Source organism: Pseudomonas sp. B6001, assembly GCF_013386015.1.
GTDB lineage: Bacteria > Pseudomonadota > Gammaproteobacteria > Pseudomonadales > Pseudomonadaceae > Aquipseudomonas.
This window is the reverse complement of the sequence record NZ_JACAOX010000011.1, coordinates 149,896-169,739: the sequence shown is the minus strand read 5'-3', so window position 1 is coordinate 169,739 and position 19,844 is coordinate 149,896. Positions and strand designations below refer to the sequence as shown.

Here is a 19,844-nt window from a genome sequence, read left to right as displayed (position 1 = left end):
GCGTGCTCCTACAGAAGAGCAAACCGCGATCAGCTTAGTTCAATGCGATCCGCGTGGATCACGATGTGACCCTGCTTGTAGAGGGCGCCGATGGCCTTCTTGAAGTTGCCTTTGCTGACACCGAACAAACTGCTGATCAGTGCCGGGTCGCTTTTATCGCTGACCGGCAAGGTGCCGTTGTTGTCGCGCAACTTGGCGAGGATCTTCGAGTTCAGGCTGGAGGCCGCTTCTTCACCCACAGGCTGCAGGCTCAGGCTGATATTGCCGTCGGCGCGGATTTCCTTGATGAAGCCTTTCTCTTCCTTGCCCGGGCGCAGGAACTTGAACACTTCGTTCTTGTGGATCAGGCCCCAGTGCTTGTTGTTGATAATGGCCTTGAAGCCCATGTCGGTGGCTTCGGCCACCAGCAAGTCAACTTCCTGGCCGACCTTGTAGGTGGCCGGGGTCTTGTCCAGGTAGCGGTCAAGGCGTGCGGTGGCGGTGATGCGCTTGGTGTGTTTGTCGAGGTAGACGTGTACCACGCAATACTCACCGGCGGTCAGCTGGCGCTTTTCTTCGGAGTAAGGCAGCAGCAGATCCTTGGGCAGGCCCCAATCGAGGAATACACCGATACTGTTGACTTCAACCACTTTCAGACTGGCAAATTCACCCACCTGTACTTTTGGTTTTTCGGTGGTCGCGATAAGTTTGTCATCGCTGTCCAGATAAATGAAAACGTTGAGCCAGTCTTCATCTTCACTGGGAATATCTTTGGGGATATATCGGTTGGGCAAGAGGATTTCGCCCTCTTGATCACCATCCAGGTACAAACCAAAGTTAGTGTGTTTAACCACTTGCAAGCTGTTGTAGCGCCCGACTAAAGCCATCTCAAATACCCTCATTGCGTGGGCGGCATTCTACCCGAGTTGACGACGGCGGTCCCGCGTACCGGCGTACAGGCCTGAAAAATCATGGGTTTGCCGAGAAGCGCCCCGCTCGTCAGGTCATCGGGCTGAATCCGGCCAGTACCCACGGCCGGATTTCCTCGAGGGATTCGAGTTAAAACAGCAAGTTAGGTGAGTATTTCACTTAATAATCCAGGCGATTCATAAACCCTGCGTATATTTCAGGGGGATATTTGCCAAGCAATTGTCAAGCATTTCATGTACGATGCATGGCCAAGTTAATTTTCTACAGGTTAGTGGCCGCCATGCGCGTAAAAGCATCCAACAGCAAAGCAAAGCCAGCTCCCGCCGTTGAAACCAGCGAATCGATCAACAGCCAAATTGCTGCATTCCTCAAGCAGGGCGGCGAAATCCAGCAGATTGCCAAAGGCGTAAGCGGCCAGACTTTCGGCCCGTCCAAGCAGATCACCCTGGGTAAAAAGTAAGACTCGCGCATTACACCTGGTCCCTATGCGCTTTGCCTTTCAAGGCGCTAGGACTAGAGCCCGCACTACCCCCTGATACACCCCTTTATTACGCCAATCGACGAACGGGCCTCATCTGCGAACCATCGCCGGTATGCTTGCACACGTCTAGATCGGGCATTTGCCTGATATTTCCCGTTACTGCTCCTCGCTTTTCATGGAGTGAAGCATGCTCAAATCCTGCATATTCCTGGCCGGTGCCCTGTTGGCCAGCCCCCTCGCCGAAGCGCAGGTTTTCCAGCGTGAATTGGGTGATTTCGACCTGAAATTGGGCACGACACCCAGCCGAAGCATGGCTCAAGGCCTGGTAAAGCCCACGGCACCCGGGAGCGACTCGTTCCATGGCGGCCTGGACCTGAGCCACGGCAGCGGCCTGTACCTCGGCCAATTCTCACCGAGCATGGGCATTTCCCCTACCAGCAACCTGGAAGTCGACTCCTACCTGGGTTTCAAACGCCCCTTCGACCAGACCCTGGGTTATGAACTGGGGATGATTCACTACAGCTATCCCAAGCTGAGCCCCCTCGACAGCCAGGAGTTCTACGGCGGCCTGACCTTGCTGGGCAATCGCTTTGGCGCCTCCTTCAGCAACGACCCGGACCGGCAGGACAGCACCCTGTTCGCCGACCTCGGCGGCACCAAGCCGTTCGGCATCGGCGTCAGCATGAAATACACCACCCACCAGCTCGGCACCCCGGTCTCGGTGGCCGATGGCAGCTCGATCCGCAGCTTCAGCGACTGGTCGGTACAATTTTCCAGGCCATGGATGGGCGTCGACCTGAACCTGATCTACAGCGACTCCAGCCTCAGCGGCGGCGATTGCTCGGCCTACTCCGGACACAACTCGCAATGCGACGGGCTGTTGACCCTGAAGGCCGAGCGGGCGTTTTATTGATGGGCTGAACTGTCGCTGCCCTGACGGGTTCAGATGCAATACTCTCGTCTGCGCAAGGACTCGCTCATGCTGCGTCGGTTAAAATTTCTGGTGATGTTGCTGACCCTCAGCCTGGTGCTTGCCGGCTGCAATCGGGTGGGCCTGGCCTATCGCAATCTGGATGTGATCATCCCCTGGACCCTCAGCGACTACCTGGAAATGAACGCCGGGCAGAAGAGCTGGTTCAACGACACACTCAAGGAACACTTGGCCTGGCATTGCACCACACAATTGCCGGGCTACCTGGACTGGCTCGATCGCCTGCAACAGATGGTCGACACCAACCAGGTGACTGACGCCGCCCTGCAAACCCGTACCGCCGAAGCCAAACAAGCCATTGCCGAGAGCGCCCGTGCGATCACGCCGTCCGCCGTCGAGCTACTGCAGGGGCTGGACGACCAGCAAGTACAGGATATGGAGCAAGCGTTCGCCAAGGACCTGCGCAAGCGTCAGGACGAATACCTGAAACCGCCCCTCGAGCAGCAGATCAAGGAACGCGCCGAGCGCATGAACAAGCGCCTCGATGCGTGGCTCGGGCCGTTAAGTGCCAGCCAGCAGAATCGCGTCACCGCCTGGTCGATCGCCTTGGGTGAGCAGAACCAACAATGGATTGGCAACCGCGCCCACTGGCAAACACTATTTATTGCAGCCGTCAAAGACCGCCACAGCAGCGATTTCCCACAGAAGATCGAGCAACTGCTGGTGAACCGCGAAAGCCTGTGGACGCCGGAATATCGCCAGGCCTACGCCCAGACCGAAGCCGCTGCCCGCAGCCTGATCGTCGACCTGATGGCGGAAAGCACCGTGCAACAACGCCAGAAGCTGACACAAAAGATCGACAAGGTGCGCAGCGACTTCAAGGCACTTAAATGCCTGAAGGCTGGCACCCCATAGTCATCAGGCAATCTGTGGTTTGGAAGCCAGTTCATCAAACGTCGCCGGATCCAGCGCATCCGCCTGCTCGTCCAGCACCTGACGCGGGTGATTATCACCGGGGATACAGCTGTCGATCAGGCTCAGCAACTGTGAGCCGCGCTGGGTCAATTTGAAGTTCTCACCATTGCCGCACTCTTCCTCTGACCGCGACTCAATAAAGCCGTGCTTGAACAACAACGCCTCGTAATCCGCCGCGAGCTTTTTAAATTCATCGAGATTACCGATGGGCTCTCCGGCGGCGGCCCTTTTAGTCGCTTCTTCCTCGGCGTATTTGCGTGGGGCGAAGCTGGCGCCACCGTTCTGTACCTCATGCAGCAGTCGTTCGATCAAATCCCAATCGTAAGTCGTCATCCTGATTCCTCCTGAAGGCACACGAAATAGGCCCTTCAAAGGTGTGACATGCCGGACCCGTCGTCCGTTCAGCCTAGCGGACGGACGCGATTTCGCTGAACTTTTCAGTGCTCACGGCCCTCAACCGTTCATCACCGCCATGGAGGTCCGAATCATGAAAACCCTGCTGAATATGGCCGTCGCCGCCACGCTGCTTGCCGCCCTGCCCGCCTGGGCCTGCACGCCGGAAGAAGCCACCGCCAAACGTGAGCAACTGGCCAAGAAGGTGACCGAGCTCACCCAACAGAATCCAGAGAAGGCCAAGGAGATCAACGAAGAACTGCAGAACATGAAGCTGGAAACCGCCAGCGCAGACCTGCCCGACAAGTGCCAACTGATCGACCAGCGCCTCACGGAACTCAATGAGGCGACCGACAAAACTAAAAACTGAGGCGAAAAAAAACCGGACATTGTCCGGTTTTTTTATGGCTCAAGCCTTACTCGGCAGCCGGTGCTTCCGGCTTGCGGCGCTTCAGAGGCGCCATGCCGTCCTTGCTGACCAACGACAGGTTGTCGGTCTTTGGACGGTTGGCAATCTTGCGCTTGGTCGGCGACTTGGCACCGGCCTTCTTCTTGTCGCCCTTGGCGTCGACCTTTTTCTTCTTCACGCCAACGGCCTTGCCCGATGCCTTGACCTTCTTCGGCCCGCCGTAGGTGCCTTTGACTTCCTTGATGGTGCGGCGCTCGAACGACTGCTTCAAGTAGCGCTCGATGCTCGACATCAGGTTCCAGTCGCCATGGCAGATCAGCGAGATCGCCAGGCCATCGTTGCCGGCACGCCCGGTACGACCGATACGGTGCACGTATTCGTCGCCGCTGCGGGGCATATCAAAGTTGATCACCATGTCCAGGCCATCCACGTCCAGGCCGCGGGCGGCAACGTCGGTGGCGACCAGGATCTTCACGCCGCCTTGCTTGAGGCGGTCGATGGCCAGCTTGCGGTCCTTCTGGTCTTTCTCACCGTGCAGGACGAACGCCTTGTACTCCTGAGCCACCAGGCGACCGTAGATGCGGTCGGCCATGGCCCGGGTGTTGGTGAACACGATAGCCTTCTGATAGGTCTCGTTGGCAAGCAACCAGTTGAGGATCTGCTCTTTGTGCACGTTGTGGTCAGCAGTGATGATCTGCTGACGGGTGGTCGAGTTCAGGTCGCTGACGTTGTTGACCTGCAGGTGCTCAGGGTTGTTCAGGACCTTGGCGACCATGTCGCGCAGGGTCGAACCACCGGTGGTGGCCGAGAACAGCATGGTCTGCTGGCGGTTGACGCACTCTTGCACCAGGCGCTGCACGTCGTCGGCAAAGCCCATGTCGAGCATGCGGTCGGCTTCGTCGAGCACCAGGACTTCAACTTCCTTGAGGTCCAGGTTGCCGGCGTTCAGTTGTTCGATCATCCGGCCCGGGGTGCCGATCAGGATGTCCGGCACCTTGCGCAGCATGGCGGCCTGGACCTTGAAGTCTTCGCCGCCGGTGATCAGGCCGGACTTGATGAAAGTGAACTGCGAGAAGCGCTCCACTTCCTTCAAGGTCTGCTGGGCCAGTTCGCGGGTCGGCAGCAGGATCAGGGTCTTGATGCTGACACGGACTTTCGCCGGGCCGATCAGACGGTTAAGAATCGGCAGGACGAAAGCGGCAGTCTTGCCACTCCCGGTTTGAGCCGTCACCCGCAGGTCACGCCCTTCGAGCGCGAGCGGGATGGCCGCTGCTTGCACAGGCGTTGGCTCGACAAATTTAAGCTCGGCCACGGCTTTGAGCAGGCGTTCGTGCAGGGCGAATTGGGAAAACACGGGTGCTACCTCGAAGAAATACAAAAAAACAGCTGCATAGGGTAACGGTTTCGGGCGCCGAGGCCGAGTTTCTTTACGCGAACTGGGTTAATCAGGCGCTTTTTTGTCAGGGGATTTGTCCACAACCACAACTTTGACGTACTTAAATGCTCTAATCGGCCCGTCACGTCTTACAGAAGAATCGCGTTTACCCATGGATATCAAACAGCTCTGGCTCAACGTCAAAGACCTTTGGGGCACCCTCGACGAACACCCGCTGCTGCATTCCAGCCTCGCGCTGATGGTGTTGCTGGTAGTGGCATTGCTGCTCGGACGAGTGGCCCGCTACCTCATCCTGCACGCCGTCAAGCTGCTGGGCCGGCAACCCGCGCTGCACTGGCTCAATGACCTGCGGCACAACAAAGTCTTCCATCGCCTGGCACAGATGACGCCGTCACTGGTGATCCAGTTCGGCCTGTACCTGGTGCCGGACCTGAGCAAGACCGCCACCCTGTTCATCGGCAATGTCGCCCTGGCGTTCACCATTCTGTTCATGGTGCTGGCGATCAGTGCACTGCTCAACGCCCTGCTGGACATCTATGCCCGCACCGAACACGCCCGCACCCGCTCGATCAAGGGCTATGTGCAGTTGGCGAAGATGGTGCTGTTCGTGTTTGGCGCAATCATCATCGTCGCCACGTTGATCGACCGCTCGCCACTGCTGCTGCTTTCCGGTCTGGGTGCAATGTCGGCGGTGATTCTGTTGGTCTACAAGGACACCCTGCTGTCGTTCGTCGCCAGTGTGCAACTGACCAGCAACGACATGCTGCGGGTCGGCGACTGGATCGAAATGCCCCAGGTCGGCGCCGACGGTGACGTGGTCGACATCACCCTGCACACCGTCAAAGTGCAGAACTTCGACAAGACCATCGTCTCGATTCCCACCTGGCGCCTGATGTCCGAGTCGTTCAAGAACTGGCGCGGCATGCAGGCCTCCGGTGGCCGGCGGATCAAGCGCAGCCTGTATATCGACGCCAGCGGCGTGCGTTTCATCCGCGACGACGAAGAGCTGAAGCTCACCCAGGTACACCTGCTGACCGACTACATGAGCCGCAAGAAGGCCGAGCTCAAGGCCTGGAACGAAGCCCAGGGCAATGTCGCGGCGATGTCCGCCAACCGCCGACGCATGACCAATATCGGCACCTTCCGCGCGTATGCCTTGGCCTATCTGAAAAGCCATCCGGAGATCCAGCCGAACATGACTTGCATGGTGCGGCAGATGCAGACCACCGCCCAGGGCATTCCGCTGGAGATCTACTGCTTCACCCGCACCACCGCGTGGGCCGACTACGAGCGGATCCAGGGCGATATCTTCGACTACCTGCTGGCGGTGCTGCCGGAATTTGGTTTGAGCCTGTACCAGCAGCCCAGCGGCGGTGACTTGCGGGCGGGGATATTGCCGGCGGTGCTGGGGGCCAGTCACCTGCCCCCGGCGGAAAAGGCAGTGATGTAACAACAAAAAACGGCACAACCCGAGTTGTGCCGTTTTTTTTGCGTTGGACCTTACTTGACCTGACGCTGCGGCGCGCCGTGAACCATGGTGTAGGCGTAATCCACGCCCATGCCGTAAGCGCCGCTGTGCTCCTGTACCAGGCCCATCACCGCGTCGTAGGTTTCCTTGTGAGCCCAGTCACGCTGGTATTCCAACAGCACTCGCTGCCAGGTGACCGGTACCGCGCCCGCCTGAATCATCCGCTGCACCGACATGTCATGCGCTTCTTTGCTGGTGCCGCCGGAGGCGTCGGTGACGATGTACACCTCGTAGCCTTCGGCCAGGGCTTCCAGGGCCGGGAAGTTCAGGCACACCTCGGTCCACAGGGCCGCCATGATCAGCTTCTTGCGCCCGGTGGCCTTCACCGCGGCCACCAGCGCCTTGTCTTCCCAGGAGTTCATCGAGGTGCGCTCGATCGGCTGCTGGTCCGGGAACACGTCCAGCAGTTCCGGCCAGATGTAGCCGCTGAAGCTCTTGGTCTCAACCGAGGTCAGGATGGTCGGCACGTTGAAGATCTTCGCCGCCTTGGCCAGCGCCACCGTGTTGTTCTTCAGGGTCTGGCGATCGATCGACTGCACGCCAAAGGCCATCTGCGGCTGGTGGTCGATCAGGATCAGGGTGGAGTTGGCTGGGTTGAGCAATTCGCGAATAGACATGGTGACTTCCTTTTAATGGTTTCGATTCGGTAAGGGGTGCGTTCAGCGCCGCTGTGAAGCTTGGCTGGCGGCTTGGAAGTAACTTTATGGGATGGATAAAATCGAGACAATTACCTAAAATCGAGAATCATTGATTCTAAAAAAGGGACAATCATGGATCGTATCGAATGCATGCGGGCGTTTGTCGTCACGGTCGGCGAGAACGGCTTCGCGGCCGCCGCGCGAGCCATGGACGTACCGCGCTCAAAAGTCAGCAAACAGATTCAGGCGCTGGAAGAAGCCATAGGCGTGCAACTGCTTCAGCGCACCACCCGCAGCCTGCATTTGACGGAGGCCGGGGCCGAGTATTTTGAAGCTGCGCGTGAAGTACTGGCCGCCCTGGACGAAGCCGAACAGCGGGCCCGGGATGGTATCGGTGAGCTACGGGGCGTGTTGCGGGTCAATGCGCCGATGTCGTTCGGGCTGCATCGCCTGGGGCGGTTGATTCCGCTGTTCCATGAACAGCATCCGCATATCGAACTGCAACTGGTGCTCAGTGACCAGCAGGTGGACCCGGTACGCGGCGGGTTCGACGTGACCATCCGCATCGCCAGCATGCCCGACTCAACGATGATCGCCCGCCAGTTGGCACCTGCGCCAAGGATCATGGTGGCTGCGCCAGCCTACCTGGCACGCGCGGGCATACCGCAGACCCCGCAAGACCTGCGCCACCACCAATGCCTCAATTATGGGTATCTGCAAAGCGGCGTCAGCCTGCAATTGAGCAAGGGCCAGGAAACCCAGCGGGTCAACGTTACCGGCCCTCTGCACGCCAACAACGGCGACCTGCTGGCCCAGGCGGCAGAGGCCGGGATGGGCATCGCGCTATTGCCGGACTTTATCGTCGAAGACGCCCTGAGCGCCGGGCGCCTGGTGCCGGTGCTCTGCGAATGGCAGGCGCCGGCAATCACCATCAATGCGGTTTATTCGTCAGCGCGACGCGTGCCGCAAAAGACCCGCGCATTCATTGATTTTTTGCTGACGCAATTGGCGCCGACGACCGCAGGCCCAGCCGGCTGATCCACACCGCCCCGAGAATCACCAACCCGCCCAGCAGCAACCTGCCCAACGGTTCATGCTGATTCCAGATCAGCAAGTTCAGCAACAACCCCACCGGCACATGCAGGTTGTTCATCACCGCCAATGTGCCACCGTTGACCAGGCAAGCGCCCTTGTTCCACCAGTACATGCCCAGTGCCGTGCTGACCAGCCCGAGGAATACCAGCACGCCCCATTGCAACGGCGCTTCCGGCAGGTAGTTGGCCTTGCCGAACATCAGGAACGCCGGCAACGCCACCGCCAACGCACCGAGGTAGAAGTAGCCAAAGCGCCGGTAATGCGGCAGATCACTTGGATGACGGGCCACCAGATGCTTATAAAGCACCTGCCCGGCGGCGTAGGTGAAGTTGGCCAGTTGCAGTAGCAGGAAACCCATGAAGAAGTTCGGGGTGATCTGGTCGAAGCGAATCACAGCTGCCCCCGCCACCGCCACCAGTGCGGCCACCAGCGCCCACGGGTTGAAGCGGCGGTTCAGGGCGTCTTCGATCAAGGTCACGTGCAACGGTGTCAGGATGGTGAACAGCAACACCTCCGGCACAGTCAGTACGCGAAAGCTCAGGTACAGGCACACGTAGGTCACGCCGAACTGCAGTGCGCCGATCAACAGCATGCCGCGCATGAACGCCGGCTCCACCGAGCGCCAGCGGGTCAGCGGGATAAACACCAGCCCGGCCAACAGTACACGCACCAGCACCGCGAAATAACTGTCGACGTGACCGGCCAGGTATTCGCCGATCAAGCTGAAGGAAAACGCCTGGATCAGCGTCACAACAAGTAGATAGCCCATGCTCGCCTCATTTTGAATGGGCGCGACATTAGCGGTTTTCCGCGCGTTACGAAACTCAAGGCAAAAAAAACCCGACCTCGCTAAAAGCGTCAGTCGGGCGGGAGCACTCAGGAGCAAAAAGTGCAAAGGGAGGTTCGATACGCGTACTTGAAGGGTTGCGTGGAGCTATCTAAACAGCGGGCGATTATCTGACGATTAACATCTCACGCCACTTGGGCCAACAACGCCTTGGCCTGGTTCAAACCCTTCTCCTGGAAATCACCGCCCAGGTTCACCCCTTCGGCATGAATGAACGTGACGTCATGGATGCCGATAAAGCCCATGACCTGACGCAGGTACGGTTCCTGGTGGTCGGTGCTGCCACCGGCGTGAATGCCGCCGCGGGCGGTCAGCACAAAGGCGCGCTTGTCGGTCAGCAGGCCCTGGGGGCCGGTGGCGGTGTACTTGAAGGTCACACCGGCACGCAGCACATGGTCGAGCCAGGCTTTGAGGGTGCTGGGAATCGCGAAGTTGTACATCGGCGCGGCCATCACCAACACATCGGCGGCCAGCAACTCATCGGTCAGTTCGTTGGAGCGGTCCAGGGAGGCCTGTTCAACCGTGCTGCGCTGCTCGGCAGGTTTCATCCAGCCGCCCAACAGATTGGCATCCAGGTGCGGAACCGGGTTGATGGCGAGGTCTCGTACGGTGATCTGATCAGCCGGATGGGCGACTTTCCATTGGCTGATGAATTGTTGGGTCAGCTGCCGGGAGATTGAATCCTGCTGACGGGCACTGCTTTCGATGATCAGAACACGGGCCATGATTATGTAAGCTCCATCGGTGAATGCTGTAAGGCGATGGAGTGAAGGTTAGACAGGGTCCGTTCGATTAAAAAGCGTAAAAAACTGCTATAACCCATCTAGAAATTTGTTTATAAGCGGAGTATTGCTGTACGCAAGCTCCGCTTTTGCCTTATTTCGGTGCGCAGGTCAGCTGGATACGCATCTTGATGATGGCACGGCTGAAATTGGCCGTGGTGTTGGTGGTTTTCCCTGCCGCGACCGTGACCTTGCGCGTACGCGGGGCTTCCGGACCATTGGTAAAGCGTACCTTGCACTCCGCGTCATTGGGGCCGTAGTTGGTGAGTTGGATCGAACTGATAGTGCTGTCGACGTCCGACGCGCTGTAATCGATCTTCACGCCTTGAATGTCTTTCGTCACATCGGTACTGAATGCAAACGCACTCAACGGCAGCAACGCCAGCAGCACACAACAGAATTTTCTCATTCGGCAGTCTCCAATAAGGACCGCCAGCTTAGGACAAGAGGAGCTCATCTTGAAAGCGCCCCGCGTTACCCTTGATCAATGGCGCACCTTGCAAGCCGTGGTCGACCATGGCGGCTTCGCCCAGGCGGCCGAAGCGCTGCACCGCTCGCAATCCTCGGTGAGCTACACCGTGGCCCGCATGCAGGATCAGCTTGGCGTGCCGCTGCTGCGCATTGACGGGCGCAAGGCCGTGCTCACCGAAGCCGGTGAAGTGCTGCTGCGCCGCTCCCGGCAACTGGTGAAAAACGCCAGCCAACTGGAAGACCTGGCCCACCATATGGAACAAGGCTGGGAAGCCGAGGTGCGGCTGGTGGTCGACGCGGCCTACCCCAACGCCCGCCTGGTGCGCGCCCTCACTGCCTTTATGCCGCAAAGCCGTGGCTGCCGGGTGCGTTTGCGCGAAGAGGTGTTGTCCGGCGTCGAAGAGCTGTTGATGGACGGCATGGCCGACCTCGCCATCAGCGGGTTCATCATTCCCGGTTACCTCGGTACGGAAATGAGCGACGTCGAATTTGTCGCCGTGGCCCACCCCGAACATCCGCTGCACCAACTGCACCGCGAACTGAGCTTCCAGGACCTGGAAAGCCACATGCAGGTGGTGATCCGCGACTCCGGCCGCCAGCAGCCACGGGACGTCGGCTGGCTCGGCGCCGAGCAGCGCTGGACCGTCGGCAGCCTGCCCACCGCCGCCACCTTCGTCAGCAGCGGCCTGGGCTTCGCCTGGCTGCCGCGACACCTGATCGAACGCGAACTCAAGGAAGGCCTTCTCAAGCTACTGCCCCTGGAACGGGGTGGCAGCCGCAACCCGACCTTCTATCTTTACTCGAACAAGGACAAACCCCTGGGCCCGGCCACGCAGATTCTCGTCGAGTTGCTGCGCACCTTCGACACTGCACCACTGGACGCGCCATTCGCCGCACCGCAGCAAGCCTGAACAAGGAGTTCACGTGGCCTATTTCGAACATGAAGGTTGCACCCTGCATTACGAGGAATATGGCCACGGCGCGCCGCTGATCCTGATCCACGGCCTGGGCTCCAGTTGCCTGGACTGGGAACTGCAAGTGCCCGTGCTGTCCCAACACTATCGCCTGGTGGTGGTGGATGTGCGCGGTCACGGCCGCTCCGACAAACCCCGTGAGCGCTACAGCATCGCCGGCTTCACCGCCGACCTGGTGGCCTTGATCGAACACCTGCATTTGCCGCCGGCCCACGTGGTCGGCCTGTCCATGGGCGGCATGATCGCCTTTCAACTGGCAGTGGATGAGCCGCAAATGCTCAAGAGCCTGTGCATCGTCAACAGTGCGCCCCAGGTCAAGGTTCGCAGCGCCAGCGACTATTGGCAGTGGGCCAAGCGCTGGAGCCTGGCGCGCATCCTCAGCCTGAACACTATCGGCAAGGCCCTGGGCAGCCTGCTGTTTCCCAAGCCCGAACAGGCCGAACTGCGGCGCAAGATGGCCGAACGCTGGGCAAAAAACGACAAACGTGCTTACCTCGCCAGCTTCGATGCGATTGTTGGCTGGGGCGTACAGGAACAACTTTCGAAAATCTCCTGTCCAACCCTGGTCATCAGCGCCGACCACGACTACACCCCCGTGGCGCAGAAAGAAATCTATGTAAAACTGCTGCCCGATGCGCGGCTGGTGGTGATCGAGGATTCCCGCCATGCCACGCCGCTGGACCAACCTGAACGCTTCAACAACACCCTGCTCGATTTTCTCAAGACAGTCGAAACCACAACCCAGGATCACTGACCCATGCTGAAAAAAATCGCCTTCTTTGCCGGTTCCGTACTGTTCGCTGCCAACCTGATGGCGGCCGAACCCGCCAAGGCACCCCACGTATTGATCACCACCACCAATGGCGACATCGAGATCGAACTGGACCCGGTCAAGGCCCCGATCAGTACCAAGAACTTCCTGGCCTATGTCGACAAGGGCTTCTATACCAACACCATTTTTCACCGGGTAATCCCGGGTTTCATGGTGCAGGGCGGTGGTTTTACCCAGCAAATGTCGCAAAAGCCGACCGAAGCACCGATCAAGAACGAAGCCAGCAACGGCCTGCATAACGTGCGCGGCACCCTGTCGATGGCGCGTACCAACGACCCGAACTCCGCCACCAGCCAATTCTTCATCAACGTTGCGGACAATGCCTTCCTCGACCCGGGCCGTGATGCCGGTTACGCGGTGTTCGCCAAAGTGGTCAAGGGCATGGACGTGGTCGACATCATCGTCAACTCGCAGACCACCACCAAACAGGGCATGCAGAACGTGCCAATCGATCCTGTCCTGATCAAGTCGGCCAAGCGCATCGACTGAAGGCTACAGGGAGTTTCGCGCGGGGCCCGCAGGGCGTCGCGCGCATTTGAACAGGAGAGCCCGCCGCGCGGGCGTCAGACCTAATGCTCTATCGTCGTTTTGAACAACTGATCGACATCTTCCGCGAACCTCCCAGCGCGGCCCCTCCAGACAAAGTCCTGCCCTTCTACGTCTATTACCTGCGCCAGGTATGGCCAAGCTTTGCCGCCTTGCTGGTGGTGGGCCTGATCGGCGCGCTGATCGAAGTGGCGCTGTTCAGCTACCTGAGCCGCATCATCGACCTGGCCCAGGGCACGCCGCCCGCCAACTTCTTCCAGATCCACGCCACCGAGCTGATCTGGATGGCCGTGGTCGCCCTGCTGTTGCGCCCGATCTTCGGCGCCCTGCATGACCTGCTGGTGCACCAGACCATCAGCCCCGGCATGACCAGCCTGATCCGCTGGCAAAACCACAGCTATGTGCTCAAACAGAGCCTGAACTTCTTCCAGAACGATTTCGCCGGGCGCATTGCCCAGCGCATCATGCAAACCGGCAACTCCCTGCGCGACTCCGCAGTGGCCGCCGTGGACGCGATCTGGCACGTGGCGATCTACGCCATCAGCGCCCTGGTGCTGTTCGCCGAAGCCGACTGGCGCCTGATGATCCCGCTGATCACCTGGATCGTCGCCTACAGCCTGGCCCTGCGGTACTTCGTGCCACGGGTCAAGGAGCGCTCGGTCATCTCCTCCGAGGCACGCTCAAAACTGATGGGGCGGATCGTCGACGGCTACACCAACATCACCACCTTGAAGCTGTTCGCTCATACCAATTTCGAGCAGAACTACGCCAGGGAAGCGATCGTCGAGCAGACCGAGAAAACCCAGTTGGCCAGCCGCGTCGTGACCAGCATGGACATCGTGATTACCACCATGAACGGCCTGCTGATTGTCACCACCACCGGCCTTGCCCTGTGGCTGTGGACCCAATCCCTGATTTCGGTGGGCGCCATCGCCCTGGCCACCGGCCTGGTGATTCGTATCGTCAACATGTCCGGCTGGATCATGTGGGTGGTCAACGGCATTTTCGAAAACATCGGCATGGTCCAGGACGGCCTGAAAACCATCGCCCAGCCGCTGGCAGTGACCGACCGGGAAAATGCCCCGCGCCTGGAAGTGCCCCATGGCGAGGTGCGGTTCGATCAGGTGGATTTCCACTACGGCAAGAAGAGCGGGATCATCAGCGGCTTGAACCTGGCGATTGAACCGGGTGAAAAGATCGGCCTGATCGGTCCGTCCGGCGCGGGCAAATCCACCTTGGTCAACCTGCTGTTGCGCCTGTACGACCTGCAAGGCGGCCGTATCCTGATCGACGGCCAGAACATCGCCGACGTCGCCCAGGAAACCCTGCGCGAACAGATCGGCATGATCACCCAGGACACCTCGCTGCTGCACCGCTCGATCCGCGACAACTTGCTGTATGGCAAGCCGGACGCCACCGACGAAGAGCTTTGGGCCGCCGTGCACAAGGCCCGCGCCGACGAGTTCATCCCATTGCTGTCGGACGCCGAGGGTCGCACCGGCCTCGACGCCCACGTCGGCGAACGTGGGGTGAAACTCTCCGGCGGGCAACGTCAGCGCATCGCCATCGCCCGGGTACTGCTCAAGGACGCGCCGATCCTGATCATGGACGAAGCCACCTCCGCGCTGGATTCGGAAGTCGAAGCGGCGATCCAGGAAAGCCTGGAAACCCTGATGCAGGGCAAGACGGTAATCGCAATCGCCCACCGGCTTTCCACCATTGCCAGAATGGACAGGCTGGTGGTGCTGGAAAAAGGCCAGATCGCCGAGACCGGCAGCCATGCCGAATTGCTCGCACACGGCGGTTTGTATGCGCGATTGTGGCAACACCAGACCGGTGGCTTCGTCGGAATAGACTGATTCCGTTGGTTAACCGCGACCTCAATTCCGAACAATTCTGACAGTTTTCTCTATCCCGCTGGTCTTGCGACACAATCCTGCTGTACTCCAATCAGGCCCCAGGAGGGCCCTGATTTAAGGCAGCAGGGATGCATCACAGACCCGTTAATCAGATAGAGCAATCTATTAAGGATGTGTTCATGTCACTGTTCAAACGTTCCGTTACGGAAGGACTGGGTACGTTTTGGCTGGTGTTGGGTGGCTGCGGCAGTGCGGTACTGGCCGCATCGTCCCCGGTCGGGATCGGTGTGCTCGGTGTGGCCCTGGCGTTCGGGCTCACGGTGCTGACCATGGCATTTGCCATCGGGCACATCAGCGGTTGTCACCTGAACCCTGCAGTGTCGGTGGGGCTGGTAGTGGGCGGAAGATTTCCGGCCAGGGAGTTACCGGCGTACATCGTGTCCCAGGTAATCGGCGGCGTCGTTGCCGCTGCATTGTTGTACTTCATAGCCAGCGGCAAGCCGGGGTTCGAACTGGCTTCGGGCCTGGCCAGCAACGGCTACGGCGAGCATTCGCCTGGTGGTTATTCGATGGCAGCGGGGTTTGTGTGCGAGTTGGTGATGACGGCCATGTTCGTGCTGATCATCCTCGGCGCCACCGACCGTCGTGTGCCGACGGGCTTCGCGCCCATTGCCATTGGCCTGGCGCTGACGCTGATCCACCTGATCTCGATCCCGGTCACCAACACCTCGGTCAACCCGGCCCGCAGTACCGGCCCGGCGCTGATTGTCGGCGGTTGGGCGCTCCAGCAGTTGTGGATGTTCTGGCTGGCGCCGATCCTCGGTGCAGTGGTCGGCGGCATTACCTATCGATGGCTCGGCACGGAAAAAACCGCCTGAGCCAGACAGGTTCAGCCCTGCCGATAAGGCAGGGCTGTCCTCGCCTCCTCGGCATACGCCAGGATCCCCACGCTTTCGCGCTCCAGGAAATCCGCCACGGCGGTCTTCAATCCCGGGTGTCGCAGGTAATGCCAGGAGTGCGTGATCACCGGCTCAAACCCGCGAATCAGCTTGTGCTCGCCCTGGGCGCCGGCGTCGAAACGCTGCAGGCCATGGGCAATCGCGTAATCCATGCCTTGGTAGAAGCAAGTCTCGAAATGCAGCCGGTCGAACTCGGCCAGGCAGCCCCAGTAACGCCCATAAAAACTGTTGCCGCCGATCAGGCTGAAGGCCATGGCCACCGGCCGTGAGCCTTGCTTGGCCAGCACCACGCGAATCGCCTCGGGCATGCGCTCGGCCAGCAGACTGAAAAACGCCCGGGTCAGGTACGGCGATTGTCGGCGTATGGCGTAGGTATTGGCGTAACAGGCGTAGACAAAATCCCACTGCGCCTCGCTCAACTCATGACCTTGCAGCCACTCGAACTCGATGCCCTGCCCCGCCACTTGCTCGCGCTCCTTGCGCATCTGTTTGCGCTTGCGCGAACTCAGCGCGTCGAGAAAGTCCTGGAAGTCGCGGTAGCCGCGGTTTTGCCAATGAAACTGGCAGCCCAGGCGTTGCAGCCAACCCGGCTGCCGGGCCAGTGCGGTGTCCGCCAGGGCGTCGGTAAAGTTGATATGGGCGCTGGAAAGGCCTTCGATTTCCAGGTAACCGGGCAGGCTTTTAAGCAATTCGAAACCGTCCTCGGCGCTGGCGGCCAACAGGCGCGGGCCGCTGACCGGGCTGAAGGGCACGGCCGTCAGCAATTTCGGGTAGTAGTCAATGCCCGCCCGCTCGCAGGCATCGGCCCAACCGTGGTCGAACACGTACTCGCCATAGGAATGCCATTTGCGATAGCTGGGCAACGCGGCAATCAGCCGTCCACCTTCATAGTGCAGCAAATGCTCGGGCTGCCAGCCGGAGTGCGGGCCGATGCTGGCGCTGTCTTCCAGGGCACTGAGGAACGCATGGCGCAGAAACGGCTGATCGACGGGGACCAACGCGTTCCATTCATCGGGCGCAATCTCGGACAGGTTATTCAAACGTTGTAACGGCATCCCATTCCCCGACGGTCACGGCTTTGTGTAGGAGCGAGCGTGCTCGCGATGATCGTTAACGACAACGCGACCATTCTGACAGAACGCGGTGATCTCGGGTTCTTCGCGAGCAAGCTCGCGCCTACAGGACACGGCGCAAAAAAAAGCCCCGCCAAACGGCGGGGCAAACCAAATGAGGAGCGCTTTGACGGATGAAGAAAGAGCGCTTTGGAGCGGTATTACAGGTTGCCTAGAACACGTATTGCACGCGGGCCACGATGGCGTCGCCGCTGTCGTCGCCGGCGGCGTTAACCACTTTGTCGGTCTTGGCCTTGATGTAGTTGGCAGAGACTTTCACCGCCTCGTTGGCGTACCAGTTCACCCCGATGATGTTCAGGTTGGCCTTGGCATCGCCCACTTCACGGGTGGCGGTGTTGCGCACTACGTTTTTGTCATCAACGGTGATGTTGTCGTAACGGTAGAACACTTCCCACGCGCCGTACTGCTTGTTCTCGGGCTTGATGGTGTCGAACTTGGCACCGTCGAGTTTGTAGACGCGGGACTCTCCGGTCAGGGTGTAGGCCACCTGGCCGTAGAAGCCGCTGGCTTTCACGTCCTGATAGGCACTGCTGTCTGCCTTCATCTTGCGGTTCAGGTATTCGCCCTGCAGGGACAACGGACCACGGGCGAATGCAAATTCGCCGCCGAACACGGTGTCGGTGTCGTAGGCGTCGTTCGCCGTCAGGCTGCCGGAATCCAGACCCACACCGCCGCCGAAGGTCGCACGGTTGCCGTTGGCGCCCGCATCGTTGCCGCCGTTGGTGGAAACGCCGCGAACCCCAAGACGCGGACGAATACGCGAGTCGAAGGCCGTGTCCTTCAGGTCACGTACCGCGTAATCCAGGCCCAGGTGCAGCACGTTGCCGGTGTCATGCATCGGCGCAAACACCGCACGGGCGTTGAATTGCTTCACGCCTTTGCCGTTCTTGTCGTTGATGTCCTTGGAAGAAACGCTGGCCGACAGGTAAGCCATGTCGCCGACCACCGAGCTGGCCTGGATGCCCATGCCGTTGGCGTGGGAGTGGATCCAGTCCGCGACTTCATACGCTGCGTTGCGGTCAACGCCGGTGACCCACTTGGAGCTGGTGGCTTTTTCCAGGCCGAAGTCTTCGTCGAAGCGACCGGCGCGAATCACGACAGGCTTGAAGCCGGTGTAGGACATGGACGCTTCATCGAAGTAGCCATCGTCTGCGTTGCCGGAGTTGTGGGACAGGTCGTAGTTGACCTGGTATTTCCAGTCCTTGTAGACGGTGCCGCCAAACTCGATGTAGGCGCGGCGGAAATAGGCCGCGTCAGCCGAGTTGCCATTCTTGGTGTAAAAGCCATCAAACGTGCCGTAATCGGCCTGCAAACGACCACCCAGCTTGAAGCTGAAATTCTGGTCGGTGGTTGCAACCTCAAGGCCGCCCTTGGTTTTGACAACGATATCGGCACCGTCAGTAGTGACAGTACCGGCGAAAGCCTGGGCGGTGACGGCCAGGGCCAAGGCGCTGGCCGCGAAACCGGCGAAGTGCTTGCGGATCATCGAAGAATTCCCCTAATTGATGGTCTTGTGCATTGGTAAAACACGCGGTTTAGAGCCGCTGGTGTTGGGGGGCGATCTTGGCGAGGGGATATTTCAGCTGGGTTGCCGGAACATAAAGATTTTGTTACTCGGGAACTTTTTAATAGCCATTCGAAATAAGCTAGAGCCTACGGAAATCAAGGCTCCAGCCCTGAAAACTGGTGAAAATGGCAGATGATACAAAATGTAAAAACACCTGATAAAAATGAAATATTTTTCATCTTGGTTGTTTTTTGAGCAAAAAAAAGCCCGCATCTTTTGTCGATGCGGGCTTCGTTTCAGTGTGAAAAGTGATGGATATTATTGGTCGCGGGAGCGCTCGGCGGCCAGGCGTTCGGCCAACGCATCAACATCGGCGATAGGCGGCTCGGGCAGGATCTTCAGCGTCGCCTGCATCAAGCGCATCTGCCGGATAAAGCGCCGGCAGTTGGGGCAGAACATCAGGTGATGGCGCACCAGCAGGCGCTCGCGAAAGGTCAGTTGCCCATCGAGATAGTCACTGGAACGTGCCACTTGTTCCTTACAGGTCAACATTCGCCGGTTTCCTCAAAATGCTCCACCGTGGCGAAGACTTTAAGCCGTGCTCGATGCAACAGCACACGAACATTGGAGAGCGATAGCGTCAGAAGATTACAAATCTCCTCCAACTCCAGCCCCTGACGTTCGCGCAGCAGCAGTACGCTGCTTTGCAGTTCGGAAAGACTGGCCAGCGTGTGCTCCAGGCAATTACGCAGTTCGTCTTCGGTAAGCAGCGCTTCGGGAGTGTCCTGATGCCAGGCAAACGGCGCGACCGCCCAGTGGCCATCGTCGGGCACAAAGCGATCATCACCGATGGTGCCATGGGGCGCCGGCAAGTCATCGAGCAGTACTTCCCGGCGGTTCTGCTTGTAGCGGCCCTTTGCCGAGTTGGCCGTGATGGTCAGCAGCCAGGTCTTGAGGCTGGAACGCCCCTCGAACTTCGCCAGGTTACGCACCACCGACAGCCAAGCGTCCTGCACCACCTCATCGGCATGGCGCTGGCCAACGATGGCATAGGCCACGGCACGCATCGCGCTCTGGTAGGTGGTGACCAACTCCTTGTAGGCCCGCTGCTCACCCTTGAGCAATCGTTCAAGCAGGTGCGCGTCGTCCGCTGCTGCCATTCAAGACCTCGATTTCAAA

23 protein-coding genes are annotated in these 19,844 nt (G+C 59.5%); 12 read left to right on the top strand and 11 right to left on the bottom strand.

Annotation, left to right across the window (positions count from 1 at the left end):
- Nucleotides 1-29: 29 nt before the first annotated feature.
- Complete coding sequence (locus HX821_RS13745; protein ID WP_076014775.1) at nt 30-866, bottom strand: S1 RNA-binding domain-containing protein; 837 nt, start codon at nt 864-866, stop codon at nt 30-32.
- Between the two features lie 323 nt (nt 867-1,189).
- On the opposite strand from HX821_RS13745, the gene HX821_RS13740 reads away from it, so the two are divergent.
- The 3 genes from HX821_RS13740 (at nt 1,190) to HX821_RS13730 (ending at nt 3,236) form a co-directional block, all read left to right on the top strand.
- A complete protein-coding gene (locus HX821_RS13740; protein WP_003210722.1) occupies nt 1,190-1,369 on the top strand; it encodes a hypothetical protein in 180 nt (59 codons plus the stop codon).
- Between the two features lie 208 nt (nt 1,370-1,577).
- On the top strand, nt 1,578-2,303 hold the full coding sequence (locus HX821_RS13735) for a TorF family putative porin (RefSeq protein WP_003210721.1): 726 nt from the start codon (nt 1,578-1,580) through the stop codon (nt 2,301-2,303).
- 66 nt (nt 2,304-2,369) lie between these two features.
- Entirely contained in the window at nt 2,370-3,236 is an 867-nt protein-coding gene (locus HX821_RS13730; protein ID WP_003210720.1) for a DUF6279 family lipoprotein, read from the top strand.
- Between the two features lie 3 nt (nt 3,237-3,239).
- Here HX821_RS13730 and HX821_RS13725 read toward each other — a convergent pair whose 3' ends face one another.
- On the bottom strand, nt 3,240-3,629 hold the full coding sequence (locus HX821_RS13725; protein ID WP_003210719.1) for a hypothetical protein: 390 nt from the start codon (nt 3,627-3,629) through the stop codon (nt 3,240-3,242).
- Nucleotides 3,630-3,783: 154 nt separating this feature from the next.
- Between HX821_RS13725 and HX821_RS13720 the strand changes: the two genes are divergently transcribed.
- Nucleotides 3,784-4,059, top strand: coding sequence for a hypothetical protein (locus tag HX821_RS13720; protein WP_102368338.1), 276 nt, complete (start codon nt 3,784-3,786; stop codon nt 4,057-4,059).
- Between the two features lie 46 nt (nt 4,060-4,105).
- Here the strand turns inward: HX821_RS13720 and HX821_RS13715 are convergent, their stop codons facing one another.
- Complete coding sequence (locus HX821_RS13715) at nt 4,106-5,452, bottom strand: DEAD/DEAH box helicase (protein WP_063034035.1); 1,347 nt, start codon at nt 5,450-5,452, stop codon at nt 4,106-4,108.
- Nucleotides 5,453-5,645: 193 nt separating this feature from the next.
- Between HX821_RS13715 and HX821_RS13710 the strand changes: the two genes are divergently transcribed.
- Nucleotides 5,646-6,944, top strand: coding sequence for a mechanosensitive ion channel family protein (locus tag HX821_RS13710; RefSeq protein WP_177035906.1), 1,299 nt, complete (start codon nt 5,646-5,648; stop codon nt 6,942-6,944).
- 50 nt (nt 6,945-6,994) lie between these two features.
- Here HX821_RS13710 and HX821_RS13705 read toward each other — a convergent pair whose 3' ends face one another.
- Nucleotides 6,995-7,639, bottom strand: coding sequence for a hydrolase (locus tag HX821_RS13705; RefSeq protein WP_177035905.1), 645 nt, complete (start codon nt 7,637-7,639; stop codon nt 6,995-6,997).
- A 153-nt stretch (nt 7,640-7,792) separates the two neighbouring features.
- Between HX821_RS13705 and HX821_RS13700 the strand changes: the two genes are divergently transcribed.
- The gene (locus HX821_RS13700) at nt 7,793-8,698 is read left to right on the top strand and encodes a LysR family transcriptional regulator (RefSeq protein ID WP_177035904.1); all 906 of its coding nucleotides are present in this window, start codon (nt 7,793-7,795) and stop codon (nt 8,696-8,698) included.
- Here HX821_RS13700 and HX821_RS13695 read toward each other — a convergent pair.
- From HX821_RS13695 to HX821_RS13685, 3 genes are all read right to left on the bottom strand, one after another.
- Nucleotides 8,643-9,524, bottom strand: a complete 882-nt coding sequence (locus tag HX821_RS13695) for a carboxylate/amino acid/amine transporter (RefSeq protein ID WP_087692555.1) — start codon at nt 9,522-9,524, stop codon at nt 8,643-8,645. The genes HX821_RS13700 and HX821_RS13695 overlap by 56 nt on opposite strands.
- 203 nt (nt 9,525-9,727) lie before the next feature.
- Entirely contained in the window at nt 9,728-10,327 is a 600-nt protein-coding gene (locus HX821_RS13690; RefSeq protein ID WP_003210712.1) for an FMN-dependent NADH-azoreductase, read from the bottom strand.
- Between the two features lie 151 nt (nt 10,328-10,478).
- On the bottom strand, nt 10,479-10,793 hold the full coding sequence (locus HX821_RS13685; protein ID WP_177035903.1) for a 3-phosphoglycerate kinase: 315 nt from the start codon (nt 10,791-10,793) through the stop codon (nt 10,479-10,481).
- Nucleotides 10,794-10,842: 49 nt separating this feature from the next.
- On the opposite strand from HX821_RS13685, the gene HX821_RS13680 reads away from it, so the two are divergent.
- From HX821_RS13680 to aqpZ, 5 genes are all read left to right on the top strand, one after another.
- Nucleotides 10,843-11,766, top strand: coding sequence for a LysR family transcriptional regulator (locus tag HX821_RS13680; protein WP_003210710.1), 924 nt, complete (start codon nt 10,843-10,845; stop codon nt 11,764-11,766).
- 13 nt (nt 11,767-11,779) lie between these two features.
- A complete protein-coding gene (locus HX821_RS13675) occupies nt 11,780-12,583 on the top strand; it encodes an alpha/beta fold hydrolase (protein ID WP_087692557.1) in 804 nt (267 codons plus the stop codon).
- A 3-nt stretch (nt 12,584-12,586) separates the two neighbouring features.
- Nucleotides 12,587-13,150: a peptidylprolyl isomerase A gene (locus tag HX821_RS13670; protein ID WP_003210708.1), complete on the top strand. Its 564-nt coding sequence runs from the start codon at nt 12,587-12,589 to the stop codon at nt 13,148-13,150.
- 83 nt (nt 13,151-13,233) lie between these two features.
- The gene (locus tag HX821_RS13665; RefSeq protein ID WP_102605387.1) at nt 13,234-15,066 is read left to right on the top strand and encodes an ABC transporter ATP-binding protein; all 1,833 of its coding nucleotides are present in this window, start codon (nt 13,234-13,236) and stop codon (nt 15,064-15,066) included.
- 179 nt (nt 15,067-15,245) lie between these two features.
- Nucleotides 15,246-15,944 carry an aquaporin Z gene (gene aqpZ / locus HX821_RS13660; protein ID WP_087692558.1) on the top strand — a complete coding sequence of 233 codons (699 nt, stop codon included), beginning with the start codon at nt 15,246-15,248 and terminating at the stop codon, nt 15,942-15,944.
- A gap of 11 nt (nt 15,945-15,955) precedes the next feature.
- Here the strand turns inward: aqpZ and HX821_RS13655 are convergent, their stop codons facing one another.
- The gene (locus HX821_RS13655; RefSeq protein ID WP_177035902.1) at nt 15,956-17,080 is read right to left on the bottom strand and encodes a GNAT family N-acetyltransferase; all 1,125 of its coding nucleotides are present in this window, start codon (nt 17,078-17,080) and stop codon (nt 15,956-15,958) included.
- Between the two features lie 39 nt (nt 17,081-17,119).
- Here HX821_RS13655 and HX821_RS31795 point away from each other — a divergent pair, with 39 nt between their 5' ends.
- Nucleotides 17,120-17,275, top strand: a complete 156-nt coding sequence (locus HX821_RS31795; RefSeq protein WP_157222855.1) for a hypothetical protein — start codon at nt 17,120-17,122, stop codon at nt 17,273-17,275.
- Between the two features lie 34 nt (nt 17,276-17,309).
- Here HX821_RS31795 and HX821_RS13645 read toward each other — a convergent pair whose 3' ends face one another.
- The 3 genes from HX821_RS13645 to HX821_RS13635 form a co-directional block, all read right to left on the bottom strand.
- Entirely contained in the window at nt 17,310-18,644 is a 1,335-nt protein-coding gene (locus HX821_RS13645) for an OprO/OprP family phosphate-selective porin (protein ID WP_102605384.1), read from the bottom strand.
- A gap of 339 nt (nt 18,645-18,983) precedes the next feature.
- Entirely contained in the window at nt 18,984-19,217 is a 234-nt protein-coding gene (locus HX821_RS13640; protein WP_003210701.1) for an anti-sigma factor, read from the bottom strand.
- On the bottom strand, nt 19,211-19,825 hold the full coding sequence (locus HX821_RS13635; RefSeq protein WP_008437987.1) for an RNA polymerase sigma factor: 615 nt from the start codon (nt 19,823-19,825) through the stop codon (nt 19,211-19,213). The genes HX821_RS13640 and HX821_RS13635 overlap by 7 nt, the downstream gene beginning before the upstream one ends.
- Between the last annotated feature and the right edge of the window lie 19 nt (nt 19,826-19,844).